Origin of the sequence: Actinomadura darangshiensis (assembly GCF_004349235.1) — a bacterium.
Lineage (GTDB): Bacteria > Actinomycetota > Actinomycetes > Streptosporangiales > Streptosporangiaceae > Spirillospora > Spirillospora darangshiensis.
Window position 1 is genome coordinate 1 of the sequence record NZ_SMKY01000255.1, and the last position, 12,676, is coordinate 12,676.

The window sequence follows — 12,676 nt, forward strand, 5'->3', positions numbered from 1 at the left end:
GGGTTCAGGGGGCGGCGGCGGGAGCCGCGGGTCGCGCGCCCCGCCGCCGGCCTTGTGCCTCGCGCACCACGGCGATCAGCCGCGGGGTGAGGACGCTGATGATGAGCAGCAGCCCGGTGACGATCGACTGGACCTCGGTGGGGACGTCGTTGAGCATCAGCAGGTTGCGGAGCAGGCCGATGAGCAGCACGGCCGCGATGACGCCGCCGAGGGTGCCCTTGCCGCCGTCGAAGTCGATGCCGCCGAGCAGCACCGCCGCGATGACGGTGAGCTCCAGGCCGAGTCCGTTGTCGGCGCGGGCGCTGCCGTAGCGGAGCGTGTAGACGATGCCGGCGAACCCGGCGACGAGGCCGGACACCACGAACAGGATCAGCTTGAGCCGCTTGACCCGGATGCCGGCGAAGTAGGCGGCGTCCTCCTGCGCGCCGATCGCGAACAGCGACCGTCCGATGCCGGTGGCGTGCAGGACGACGCCGGTCACGATGGCGAGCAGGACGAACAGCGCGATCGGGTACGGGATCGGGGTGCCCGGGACGGACGAGGTCGCGAGGTCGGTGTAGGCGGACGGGAACTCCGAGATCGCCCCGGTGCCGAGCGTCACGTAGGCGAGGCCCCGGTAAAGGGTCATGGTGCCGATGGTCACGGCGAGGGACGGCAGCCCGAGCCGGGTGACGAGCAGGCCGTTGACGAGGCCGCAGACGAGCCCGACGACGAGCACGATCGGGATGATCGTCTCGATGGCCATGCCGCCGTCCCACAGCTTGCCGGTGAGGGCGCTGCACAGCCCGAGGATGGACGCGACGGACAGGTCGACCTGGCCGCACACGACCAGCAGCGTCATCGGCAGCGCTATCAGCGCGATCTCGCTGAGGTCGTCGAGCGCGAACGACAGGTTGTCGTTGTTGGCGAAGTCGGGCGAGAACCCGGCGCCGCCCGCGAACACGAGGACCAGCAGCGCGGTGACGGCGGTCTCCCACCGCATCAGGCGGCTCATGACCGGCCCTCCTCGGATGCCGTCTTCGATGCAGTGCTCGATGGCGTGCTCGGTGGCGGGGCGGTCCCGCCGCCGTTCACGTCGCGATGCACGGTGGACTCCAGGGACCGCTGTTTCAGCGCCCGCGTGACGCGCAGCGCCAGCAGCCGGTCGACGCTGATGGCGAGCAGCAGCAGGACGCCGGTGATCGCGTCCTGCCAGAACGAGTTGACCTTGAGGACCACCAGCACGCTGCCGATGGTGGTGAGCAGCAGCGCGCCGAGCGCCGCCCCGTACACGGTGCCGACGCCGCCGGTGATGGCGACGCCGCCGACGACGACGGCGCTGACGACCTTCAGCTCCCAGCCGTGCGCGGCGTCCGCCACGACGGTGCCGAACCGGGCGAGCCACAGCACCCCGGCGAGGCCCGCGAGGGCGCCGCTGACCAGGTAGGCGGTGAGGACGCGGCGGCGGATCGACACGCCGGCGAGCATCGCCGCCTCGGGGCTGGACCCGATCGCGTAGTACTCGCGGCCGGAGGAGTAGGAGCGCAGGTAGTAGCCGGCCGCCAGCATCACGATCACGGTGATGATCGGCAGGTAGGGGATGCCGAGGATCCCGTCGTTGCCGAGTTTCAGCAGCGAGGCCGGCAGCTCGGCGGCGCCGATCTGGTCACCGTGCGCGATCCGGTAGTCGAGCCCCTGGATCACGTACAGCGTGCCGAGCGTGACGACGAGGGCGGGGACGCGGCAGAAGCTGACGAGCAGCCCGTTCACCAGCCCGCAGGCCAGGCCGATGAGGACGCCCACCAGCACGACCAGCACGATGTTGCGGTCGCCGCTCGCGGCGAACTTTCCGGCGGTGAACGCGACGAGCCCGACGACGGACCCGACCGACAGGTCGATGTTGCGGGTGACGACGACCATGCTCTGCCCGACGGCGAGCAGCACCAGGATCGAGGCGTTGAGGAAGATGTCGTTGACGCCCTGCCCCGACAGGAACCGCGGGTTGGCGATGGTCGTGCCGACGACGAGGACGACGAGCGCGCCGAGGATGCTCAGCTCGCGGGCGCGCAAGACCAGGTCGACCAGGCGGCGCCCGCCGCCCGGCGCCCCGCCCGAGCCCGGCCGCGCCGGGGACTGAGTGAGAACGGTCATCAGGCCCTGCCCTTCTGGGGGGCGACCCCCAGGCCCCCGGGCGGGCGGCCTGAAGATCCTCGCTTCGCTGCGGTCATCAGGCCCTGCCCTTCTGGGGGACGACCCCCAGACCCCCGGAGCCGGCGGCCTGAAGATCCTCGCTTCGCTGCGGTCATCAGGCCGCCTTTCCCGTGCCGGGGCGGCCGGTCGCGGCGGCCATCACGCTCTCCTCGGTCGCGTCCGCGCGGGCGATCTCGGCGGTCAGCCGGCCCTCGTGCATGACCAGGACGCGGTCGGCCATGCCGATCACCTCCGGCAGGTCGGAGGAGATCATCAGCACCGCGATGTCCTGCGCGGCGAGTTCCGACAGCAGCCTGTGGACCTCGGCCTTGGTGCCGACGTCGATGCCGCGGGTCGGCTCGTCCACGATCAGCACGCCCGGCTCGGTGGCCAGCCACTTGGCGAGCACGACCTTCTGCTGGTTGCCGCCGGACAGGACGCCGACGGCGTCGGTGAGCCGCGCGTACTTCAGCTGGAGCCGCAGGCCCCAGTCGGCGGCGCGGTTCCGCTCGACCTTGCGGGAGATCAGGCCGCCGCGGCCGGTCTCGCGGCGCAGCGTGCGCAGCTGGGTGAGGCCGATGTTGCGCTCGATGGACATGTCCATGACCAGCCCCTGCTGGCGGCGGTCCTCGGGGACGAGCGCGAGCCCCGCCGACATCGCGGCCGTGGGGCTGCCCGCCGGGAGCCTGCGGCCGTCGACCTCGACGTCGCCGGCGTCCCAGCGGTCCACGCCGAAGACGGCGCGGGCGACCTCGCTGCGGCCGGCGCCGACCAGCCCGGCCAGCGCGACGATCTCGCCGCGGCGGACCTCGAAGGAGATGTCGGTGAAGGCGCCCTCGCGGGTCAGCCTGCTGACCTTCAGCGCGACCTCGCCGGGCGTGACGTCCTGCTTAGGGTAGAGGGCGTCGAGGTCGCGGCCGACCATCCGGCGGACGAGGTCGTCGGCGGTGATGTCCTCGGTCCGGTCGGTGCCGACGTAGGTGCCGTCGCGCAGCGTCGTGACCCGCTGGCAGAGCTCGAAGATCTCCTCCAGCCGGTGCGAGATGAACAGGACCGCGCAGCCGTCCTCGCGCAGCGTGCGGGTGACGGTGAAGAGGCGCGCGACCTCCTGGCCGGTCAGCGCCGCGGTGGGCTCGTCCATGATGAGGACGCGCGCGTCCCGGGAGATGGCCTTGGCGATCTCGACGACCTGCTGGTCGGCGATCGACAGGCCGCGGGCGGGCTGCTGCGGGTCCAGCGCGACGCCGAGCCGCTCGAACAGCCTCGCCGTCTCGGCGTGCATGGCGCGGCGGTCGATGCGGCCGAGCGCGCCGCGCGGCTGGCGGCCCATGAAGATGTTCTCGGCGACCGACAGGTCGGGGAACAGGGTGGGCTCCTGGTAGATGACCGCGACGCCGGCGGCCTGCGCGTCGGCGGGTCCGCCGAACGCGACCGCCTCGCCGTCGACCCGGACCTCGCCCGCGTCGGGGCGGTGGACCCCTGCGAACGTTTTTACGACCGTGGACTTGCCCGCGCCGTTCTCGCCGGCCAGCGCGTGCACCTCGCCCGCGTGGAGCTCCAGCGTCACGCCCTGGAGGGCCCGTACGGCGCCGAACGACTTACTCACGTTGACCAGTGCCAATGTCGGCGGCGCCGACCGGCCCGGTGCACCCATCGCGGCCCTCCTCGCGGGGGACGTCTGTGACGTATCGATGAAAAACGTTTTAACAGGATGTTGCGGAGGACGCTAGATGTGAGCCGGAGCACCCGTCAAGAGGGAACATCGCCACCGGTACCCCCTCATGATGCGAAAACCCCGCGCTTGCAAGGGCGGGGTTGATTTCGAAGTCGCCTCCGGCCGGGACCGGCCAGCCGGGTTTACGTCGATGGCCTCCCGACTCCGGGGTTGACACGTTTTAATTCGATGACCCAAAGTGAGCGGCGACACAAGCGATGGCGGACGGACCGGGGGCACACCGATTGAGCGCAGGCACCGGACGTCCCGAGCCGCCGAACAGGGCCGTCGGCATCAAGCAGGTCGCGGCGCACGCCGGCGTCTCGCCGGGCACGGTGTCCAACGTGCTCAACCGGCCCGAGCGGGTCGCCGAGGCCACGCGCGCGCGGGTGGAGACGGCGATCCGGGAGCTCGGCTTCGTCCGCAACGGGTCGGCGTCCACGCTGCGCGCCGGGCACAGCAGCACGATCGGGCTGATGGTCCTCGACCTCGCCAACCCGTTCTTCACCGACGTCGCGCGCGGCGTGGAGGACATCGCCAGCGAGCGCGGCTACGCGGTGATCCTGTCCTCGTCCGGCGAGTCGGTCGAGCGGGAGCAGCGCAACCTGCGGGTGTTCGCCGAGCAGCGGGTCCGCGGCGTGCTGCTGACCCCGGTCGGCGACGACGGCGAGACCGCCGACCGGCTGCGCGACCGGAACGTCCCGGTGGTGCTGCTCGACCATCCGACGCCGCGCGCCAACCAGTGCTCGGTCGCCGTCGACGACGTCGCCGGCGGTGAGCTGGCGGTCGGCGAGCTGCTGGACGGCGGGGCCCGCACGCTGGCGTTCGTCACCGGGCCGACCGTGCTGCGGCAGTGCGCCGACCGGCGCAAGGGCGCGCTGCGGGCGCTGCGCGCCGCCGGGCTCGGCCGCGACGTCCTGCGCGAGGTCGCCGTCGGCGCGATGAACGCCCGGTCCGGGCAGGAGGCGGCGCGGCGGCTGCTGGAGGCGGGCCCGCCGCTGCCGGACGCGATCTTCTGCGCGAACGACCTGCTGGCGCTCGGCGTGCTGCGCGTCCTGCTGCAGGCCGGGATCAAGGTGCCGGGTGACGTGGCGCTGATCGGGTACGACGACATCGAGTTCTCTGCCGCGGCGGCCGTCCCGCTCAGCTCGGTGCGGCAGCCCACCTACCAGCTCGGCCGGATCGCGACCGAGCTGCTGCTGGAGGAGTGCGACGAGTCGGGCGGGCACGCCCACCAGCAGGTCATGTTCCAGCCCGAACTGGTGGTACGCGAGTCCAGCCGGTCGTCCCCGGGAGGCGCCTCATGAAGGTCGCGCTGTTCCTCACCTGCGTCAACGACACGATGTATCCGGAGACGGGGAAGGCGATGGTGCGGCTGCTGCGGCGGCTCGGCCACGACGTCGAGTTCCCGGAGTCGCAGACCTGCTGCGGCCAGATGCACCTCAACACCGGCTACCGGCGGCAGGCCCTCGCCATGGTCAAGGGGTTCGCGGAGACGTTCGAGCCGTACGACGCGGTCGTGACGCCGTCCGCGTCGTGCGGGGCGATGATCCGCGACTGGCATCCGAGGCTGGCGCCGCGCACCGCCGGGGTCGCGTCCCGGGTGCACGAGCTGTCGGAGTTCCTGGTGGACGTCCTCGGCGTCACCGACGTCGGCGCGTACTTCCCGCACCGCGTCACCTACCACCCGACGTGCCACTCGCTGCGGATGCTGCACGTCGGCGACCGGCCGCAGCGGCTGCTGCGCGAGGTCCGCGGCATCGACCTGGTCGACCTGCCGGACGCCCGCGAGTGCTGCGGGTTCGGCGGGACGTTCGCGCTGAAGAACTCCGAGGTGTCGGCGGCGATGTGCGCGGACAAGGTCACCGCCGTCCGGGAGACCAAGGCCGAGGCGCTGTGCGCGGCCGACAACTCGTGCCTGATGCACATCGGCGGCGCCCTCACCCGCACGCGCGCCGCGGTACGGACGATCCACCTGGCCGAGATCCTCGCCTCCACCGAGGAGGACCCGTCATGAGTTCTTCAGCCATGCCCACCTACGTCGGGATGCCGTCGTTCCCCGACGCGGCGCGGCGCGCGGTCGCGGACACGCGGCTGCGCGGCAACCTCGCGCACGCGACCACCACGATCCGGGGGCGGCGCGCCTCCGCGGTCGCCGAGCTGGACGACTGGCCCGCGCTGCGAGAGGCGGGCAAGCAGATCAAGGACCACGTCCTGGCGAACCTCGGCCACTACCTGCGGCTGCTGGAGGAGAGGGTCACCGAGGCCGGCGGGACGGTCCACTGGGCGCGCGACGCCGGCGAGGCCAACCGGATCGTCGCCGACCTGGTGAAGGCGACCGGCGAGACCGAGGTCGTCAAGGTCAAGTCGATGGCCACGCAGGAGATCGGCCTCAACGAGTTCCTCGCCGAGGAGGGCATCACCGCCTACGAGACCGACCTCGCCGAGCTGATCGTCCAGCTCGGCGACGACCGGCCGTCGCACATCCTCGTCCCCGCCATCCACCGGAACCGGTCCGACATCCGCGACATCTTCCTGCGCGCGATGGAGGACGTGCCGGAGGGGCTGACCGACTCCCCCGCCGAGCTGGCCGAGGCCGCCCGGCGGCACCTGCGCGCCAAGTTCCTGTCGGCGAAGGTCGGGGTGTCGGGCGTGAACTTCGCCGTCGCCGACACCGGCACCCTCGTCGTCCTGGAATCGGAGGGCAACGGGCGGATGTGCCTGACGCTCCCCGAGACGCTCATCTCCGTGATGGGCGTGGAGAAGCTCGTGCCGAGCTGGCGGGACCTTGAGGTGTTCCTGCAGCTGCTGCCCCGCTCGTCCACGGCCGAGCGGATGAACCCCTACACCTCCGCCTGGACGGGCGTCTCCCCCGGCGACGGCCCCCGCGACTTCCACCTCGTCCTGCTGGACAACGGCCGCACCGCCACCCTGGCCGACGAGGTCGGCCGGCAGGCGCTGCGCTGCATCCGCTGCTCCGCGTGCCTGAACGTGTGCCCGGTCTACCAGCGCGCGGGCGGCCACGCCTACGGGTCGCCCTACCCGGGGCCGATCGGCGCGATCCTGTCCCCGCAGATCAGGGGCATCGGGTCGGACGTGGACGCCTCGCTGCCGTACGCGTCGACGCTGTGCGGGGCGTGCTTCGAGGCGTGCCCGGTCGCGATCGACATCCCGGAAGTGCTCGTCCACCTGCGGGCCCGCGCCGTCGAGAAGGGCCCGCGCCACCCCCTCGAACGGGTGGCGATGACGGCGGCCGGCTGGACGCTGCGCTCCCCCACCCGGCTGGCGCTCGCGCAGCGCGCCGCGTCCGCGAGCCGGCGCGTCGTGGCGCGCGGCGGCCGGATCCGGCGGCTGCCCGGCCCGCTGAACGCCTGGACCGAGACGCGCGACGCGCCCGCGCCGCCGCCCGAGTCGTTCCGCGCCTGGTGGGCCCGCACCGACGGCGGCCGGAAGGACGGGGACAGGTGAACGCGCGCGAGGAGATCCTCGGCCGGATCGAGCGGGTGGTGGCGACCCGCGCCGCCGCCGAGGTCGCGGCCTCCTACGACCGGATCGACCGCGGCTACCTGCGCCGCCACCACGAGGACGGCGTGCTCGACCTGTTCGCGGAGCGGGTCGCCGACTACCGGGCGACGGTCCTGCGCGTGTCCGCGGCCGAGGTCCCTTCGGTGATCGCCGAGCGCCTTGCGACCCGTCCCGGCTCCTGCGGCGTGCCGGGCGATCTTCCCTCCGAGTGGACGTCCGCGGTGGACGCCCCGCTCGTCCGCGACCCGTCGGTCTCGTCGCTGGACGGCCTCGCCGGGGCGGTCACCGGGTGCGCCGCCGCCATCGCGGAGACCGGCACGATCGTCCTGGACCACGGCGTCGCGCAGGGGCCGCGGGCCCTGTCGCTCGTGCCCGACTACCACCTGATCGTCGTCCTCGCCGAGCAGGTCGCCCCGGACGTGCCCGAGGCGCTCGAACGGCTGGACGCGCGGCGCCCGCTCACGTTCGTGTCCGGGCCGTCGGCCACCAGCGACATCGAGCTTTCCCGGGTCGAGGGCGTACACGGCCCCCGCACGTTGGAGGTACTGGTCGTCGAATGAAGGAAGCGACTTTCGCGGCCGTCGATCTGGGCGCGTCGAGTGGCCGCGTGATGGCCGGACGCGTCGGTCCGGGCACCCTGGCGCTGGAGGAGGTCCGCCGGTTTCCGAACCGTCCCGTCCGGGTCAACGGCACCCTGCACTGGGACGTCCTCGGCCTCTACGGCAACGTGCTGGACGGCCTGCGCTCCGCCCCGCGCGACCTGGCGTCGGTCGGGATCGACTCGTGGGCCGTCGACTACGGCCTCCTGGACGCGAACGGGACCCTGCTCGGCAACCCCGTCCACTACCGGGACGCCCGCACGGTCGGCGTGATGGACCGGGTCCGCGCCGAACTGGGCGACGACCTCCTCTACCAGGCCTCCGGCCTGCAGTTCCTCCCCTTCAACACGATCTACCAGCTCGCCGCGGACGATCTCTCCCGGGCCGCGACGCTCCTCCTCGTCCCGGACCTGCTCGCCTACTGGCTCACCGGCGAGATCGGCGCCGAGCGCACGAACGCGTCCACGACGGGCCTGCTGGACGTCCGCACCGGCACCTGGTCGCAGGACCTGCCGGCTCGCCTGGACCTCCCCGCGAAGATCCTTCCGCCGCTTCGCGACCCCGGTTCCGCCATCGGAGCCCTCCGCGCGGACGTGGCGGCCGAGACCGGCCACGACGCCCTTCAGGTGGCGGCCGTCGGCTCCCACGACACGGCCTCGGCCGTCGCCGCGGTCCCCGCCACGACGGGCCGGTTCGCCTACATCTCCTGCGGCACCTGGTCGCTGGTCGGGGTGGAACTGGACGCCCCCGTCCTGACCGAGGCGAGCCGCAAGGCCAACTTCACCAACGAGGGCGGCGTGGACGGCACGGTCCGCTACCTGCGCAACGTGATGGGCCTGTGGCTCCTCCAGGAGTCCCTGCGGGCCTGGGGCGACCCGGACCTGCCGGCTCTGCTCGCCGAGGCCGCCGACGTCCCCGGCCTGCGCTCGCTCGTCGACCCCGACGACCCCGAGTTCCTCCCGCCCGGCGACATGCCGTCCCGCATCGCCGCGCACTGCCGCCGCCGCGGCTTCCCCGAGCCGGCCACCCGGGCCGAGACCGTCCGCTGCATCATGGACAGCCTCGCCCTGGCGCACCGCGCCGCGCTCCGGCAGGCGTCGCGCCTGTCCGGCAAGGAGATCGACGTCGTCCACCTGGTGGGCGGCGGCAGCCGCAACGACCTGCTGTGCCGGCTCACCGCCGACGCCAGCGGCCTTCCGGTCGTCGCGGGCCCGGTCGAGGCGACGGCCCTCGGGAACGTGCTGGTCCAGGCCCGCGCCCACGGCCTCGTCGGCGGCCTGCCCGAGTCCCGCGCCCTGGTCGCCGCCACCCAGGACCTCCGCCGCCACACCCCGTCGGGCGACGGGGCCCGCTGGCGCGACGCCGCCGTCCGCCTCGGCCTGGACGGCTGATCCCGCCGTGCCGATGTCACGCCCGCGGGACGGTTTACCTTCCCGAGGTTGACATGGCGCCGCAAAGGACCGTTCATATCTATGAACAACACGGTCGCGGAGGAGGCCGTCCCGTGGGGATGACGCGCGGGCCGGGGCGTGTTGGCCCCACCTTATTGACGTTTTACCCGATAGGGTAAAAACCGCCCATCCTCCCGGGACCACGACGAGAAGCATGATCACGGCGTATCGACCGCCCTGTCGCTGTTGGGGTGTGGACGTGACTCCAGCCACGCGTGAACGCGCGGGCTTCCCGCATCGTCGGCCGCCCCGCGGCACGGCGGGCCGGCCGAGGCCGACGGTCCTCTCTCTCGAAGGGGCATGATGGAGGGTCGTACGGGCCAGGAGAACGGTGTGGCGGCGAGCGGGGTCCCACTGGTCGGACGCAGGAACGTGCTGCGCGTCTTCGAGGAGGCCCTGGACGCCACCGCCGCCGACGCGTTCCGGTTCCTGGCCCTGGTGGGCGAGCCCGGCGCGGGCAAGACGCGGCTGCTCAACGAGCTGTCGGACGCCGCGGACGCCCGCAAGCTCGCCACCCTGGCCGGCCGCGCCTCCGAGTTCGAGCAGGAGATGCCGTTCGGCGCCGTCGTCGACGCGCTCGACGACCACCTCGAAGAGCACGCCGGCGACCTCGGCGCCGGCACCGTCCGGCTGCTCGGGCCCGTGTTCCCCGCGCTGGCGGCGTTCCTCGGCGGGGACGAGGCCGGCGCGCCGGCGGGCGCCCCGGTCCCCCGCTACCAGCTGTACCGGGCGGTGCGGCGGCTGCTGGAGGACGTGGCGGCGCCGTCCGGCCTGGTGCTGATCCTCGACGACGTCCACTGGGCCGACAACGCCACGATCGAGCTGCTGGACCACCTCGTCCGGCATCCGCCGCGCGCCCGGGTGCTGATCGCCGTCGCCTACCGGCCCGCGCAGGCGTCGGCGCGGCTGGCCGCGCTGGTGCAGGACTCGCTGCGCGCCGCGGGCGGGCACCGGCTGTCGGTCGGCCCGCTCACCCAGGACGAGGTCCGCGAACTGCTCGGCCCCGGCGTCAGCGGGGCACGCTGCAGCGAGCTGTACAACGCCAGCGGCGGCAACCCCTTCTACCTGGAGGCGCTCGCCCGCACGCGGGAGCCGCTCGCCGGCGGGTACGCCGAGGGCGAGCTGCCGCCCGCCGTGCGCGCGGCGCTGCAGCTGGAGCTGAGCGGCCTGTCGCCGGACGCGCTGCTGATCGCGCAGAGCGCCGCGGTCGCGGCCGACGAGTTCGCGCCGCCGCTCGCCGCGGTGGCCGCCGAGGTGACCGAGCGGGTCGCGCTGGACGCCCTCGACGAGCTGGTCGCCCGCGACATCGTGCGGCCCCGCGCGGAGCGGTTCCGGTTCCGCCATCCGCTGGTCAGGCATGCCGCCTACCGGTCGGCGGCGGCCGGGTGGCGGCTGGCCGCGCACCGGCGGATCGCCGCCTACCTCACCGAGATCGGCGCGCCCGCCGCCGTCCGCGCCCGGCACCTGGAGCGGTCGGCGCGGACCGGCGACCGGGCCGCGATCGCCACCCTGGTGGAGGCCGCCCGCGCCTTCGCCACCCAGGCGCCGACGACGGCCGCGCACTGGCTGAAGGTCGCGCTCGGGCTGATGCCCGCCGCCGACGACCCCGAGCTGCCCTCGCGGCTCGAGCTGATGATGGAGCTGGCGCAGGTCCAGACGGTCGGCGGGCACCTCACCGACGGCCGCGAGACCGCGCGCAGCGTCCTGAAGATGCTGCCGCTGGACGCCTACGAGCAGCGTGCCCGCGCGGCCCGGCTCGCCGCGCTGATGGAACGCCAGCTCGACCGCCCGAACGAGGCCCGCACCCTGCTGCTGGACGAGCTGCGCCGGATGCCCGACCCGCGCTCCCCGGCCGCGGTGCCGCTGCGGATGCGGCTGATCGCCGAGCGGATGATGCGGATCGACTTCCGCGCCGCGCAGGCCGTCCTCGACCTCATGCCGGACAGCTCGGAGGACTGGGAGCCCAGCCTGGAGCTCGCGGTGGCGGCGTTCCGGCCGATGCCCGCGCTCGCCGCGGGCCGCATCGAGGACACCCTGCGCTACCTGGCGGCCGCCGACCGGCTGGTGGACGCCGCCCCCGACGAGCACCTGGCCGAATGGATGGACGCGATCGCCTGGCTGTGCTGGGCGGAGACGTTCATGGGCCACTTCCTCAGCGCGGCCCGCCGGTTCGAGCGGGCGGTCGACGTCGCCCGCACCACCGGGCAGCTGTACGTCGTCCCCACCCTGATGGCGGGCCAGACCCGCGCCTACGGGATGCTCGGGAGGCTGGAGGAGGCCGCGGCCGTCGCCGAGGAGGCGGTGGAGGAGGCCAGGCTCCTGCACTCGGGGCAGCAGCTGGTGTTCGCGCTCACCCAGCAGAGCCTGGTCGCGGGCTGGTCCGGGGACGAGGAGTCCGCGCTGCGGCACGCCGAGGAGGCCATCGAGAGCGGCACCGGAGTCGGCGAGTGGTGGGGCTCGATGGCCCGCTACGCGCGGGCGATGGCGCTGATCGGCCTCGGCCGGCTGGAGGAGGGCGCCCGGGCCGTCGAGACGACGGTCAAGGGCCCGCTGGACCAGCGGACCCACCTGTCGCTCAGCGAGGTCATGGCCGGCATCGAGGCGGGCCAGGGCCGCACCGCCGCCGCCCAGAAGTGGGTGGAGCGCGGCGAGCACTACGTCATCCCGGGCCTGGAGGCCCACAACGGGCTCGCGCGGCTGGCCCGCGCCCACGTCCTGCAGCTGACCGATCCCGCCGCCGCGGCGCGGGAGGCGCTCGCGGCCGCGCAGGTCTTCGAGGAGGCCGGGCACCGCATCGACGCCGGCCGGGCCCGGATGCGGGCCGGGCAGGCCCACGCCGGCGCGGGCGACCGCCCGGCCGCCCGCGAGCAGCTGCGGCTGGCCGCCGGCGTCTTCGACGACTGCGGCGCGCGGGCGCTGCACGCGCAGGCCGTCCGCGAGCAGCGCAGGATCGGCGTGCGGGTGCCCGCCAAGGGCGGCCGCGGCACGGGGCTGCCGGGCGGGCTGTCCAAGCGCGAGTACGAGGTCGCGTCGCTGGTCGTCGAGGGCTGCACGAACTCCCAGATAGCCGAGCGGCTGTTCGTCAGCATCCGCACCGTCGAGACGCACCTGTCGCACATCTTCGCCAAGTTCGGGGTGAACTCCAGGGTCGGCGTGGTGAACGCGCTCGCCCGCAACGGGTCCGACCCCGACGCTCCCGGGGCCGGCTGACCGGGCCC

General features: G+C 73.7%; 9 protein-coding genes. 6 read left to right on the forward strand and 3 right to left on the reverse strand.

Translation table 11 applies throughout. The features are described 5' to 3' along the window. Window positions 1-4: 4 nt before the first annotated feature. The 3 genes from E1293_RS36110 to E1293_RS36120 form a co-directional block, all read right to left on the reverse strand. Window positions 5-994, reverse strand: coding sequence for an ABC transporter permease (locus E1293_RS36110; protein WP_132202789.1), 990 nt, complete (start codon window positions 992-994; stop codon window positions 5-7). Next, window positions 991-2,130 (reverse strand): ABC transporter permease, encoded by a 1,140-nt coding sequence (locus E1293_RS36115; RefSeq protein ID WP_132202791.1) that lies wholly within the window; start codon window positions 2,128-2,130, stop codon window positions 991-993. The genes E1293_RS36110 and E1293_RS36115 overlap by 4 nt, the downstream gene beginning before the upstream one ends. A 154-nt stretch (window positions 2,131-2,284) precedes the next feature. After that, window positions 2,285-3,823, reverse strand: a complete 1,539-nt coding sequence (locus E1293_RS36120; protein ID WP_132202793.1) for a sugar ABC transporter ATP-binding protein — start codon at window positions 3,821-3,823, stop codon at window positions 2,285-2,287. 305 nt (window positions 3,824-4,128) lie between these two features. Here E1293_RS36120 and E1293_RS36125 point away from each other — a divergent pair, with 305 nt between their 5' ends. The 6 genes from E1293_RS36125 (at window position 4,129) to E1293_RS50320 (ending at window position 12,668) form a co-directional block, all read left to right on the forward strand. Then, window positions 4,129-5,190, forward strand: coding sequence for a LacI family DNA-binding transcriptional regulator (locus E1293_RS36125; RefSeq protein WP_243717059.1), 1,062 nt, complete (start codon window positions 4,129-4,131; stop codon window positions 5,188-5,190). Beyond that, complete coding sequence (locus E1293_RS36130; protein WP_132202797.1) at window positions 5,187-5,900, forward strand: (Fe-S)-binding protein; 714 nt, start codon at window positions 5,187-5,189, stop codon at window positions 5,898-5,900. The genes E1293_RS36125 and E1293_RS36130 overlap by 4 nt, the downstream gene beginning before the upstream one ends. 29 nt (window positions 5,901-5,929) lie before the next feature. After that, complete coding sequence (locus E1293_RS36135) at window positions 5,930-7,351, forward strand: LutB/LldF family L-lactate oxidation iron-sulfur protein (RefSeq protein ID WP_207939294.1); 1,422 nt, start codon at window positions 5,930-5,932, stop codon at window positions 7,349-7,351. Then, a complete protein-coding gene (locus E1293_RS36140; RefSeq protein ID WP_132202799.1) occupies window positions 7,348-7,968 on the forward strand; it encodes a LutC/YkgG family protein in 621 nt (206 codons plus the stop codon). The genes E1293_RS36135 and E1293_RS36140 overlap by 4 nt, the downstream gene beginning before the upstream one ends. Next, window positions 7,965-9,398 carry a rhamnulokinase gene (locus E1293_RS36145; RefSeq protein WP_132202801.1) on the forward strand — a complete coding sequence of 478 codons (1,434 nt, stop codon included), beginning with the start codon at window positions 7,965-7,967 and terminating at the stop codon, window positions 9,396-9,398. Before E1293_RS36140 ends, E1293_RS36145 begins: the two co-directional genes overlap by 4 nt. Before the next feature lie 393 nt (window positions 9,399-9,791). Then, window positions 9,792-12,668: a helix-turn-helix transcriptional regulator gene (locus E1293_RS50320; RefSeq protein ID WP_279473324.1), complete on the forward strand. Its 2,877-nt coding sequence runs from the start codon at window positions 9,792-9,794 to the stop codon at window positions 12,666-12,668. The last annotated feature ends 8 nt before the right edge of the window (window positions 12,669-12,676 follow it).

Coding starts and splice junctions, on each gene's coding strand:
- E1293_RS36110 (WP_132202789.1), bottom strand. CDS start 994: ATGAGCCGCCTGATGCGGTGGGAGACCGCCGTCACCGCGCTGCTGGTC.
- E1293_RS36115 (WP_132202791.1), bottom strand. CDS start 2,130: ATGACCGTTCTCACTCAGTCCCCGGCGCGGCCGGGCTCGGGCGGGGCG.
- E1293_RS36135 (WP_207939294.1), top strand. CDS start 5,930: ATGCCGTCGTTCCCCGACGCGGCGCGGCGCGCGGTCGCGGACACGCGG.
- E1293_RS36120 (WP_132202793.1), bottom strand. CDS start 3,823: ATGGGTGCACCGGGCCGGTCGGCGCCGCCGACATTGGCACTGGTCAAC.
- E1293_RS36130 (WP_132202797.1), top strand. CDS start 5,187: ATGAAGGTCGCGCTGTTCCTCACCTGCGTCAACGACACGATGTATCCG.
- E1293_RS36145 (WP_132202801.1), top strand. CDS start 7,965: ATGAAGGAAGCGACTTTCGCGGCCGTCGATCTGGGCGCGTCGAGTGGC.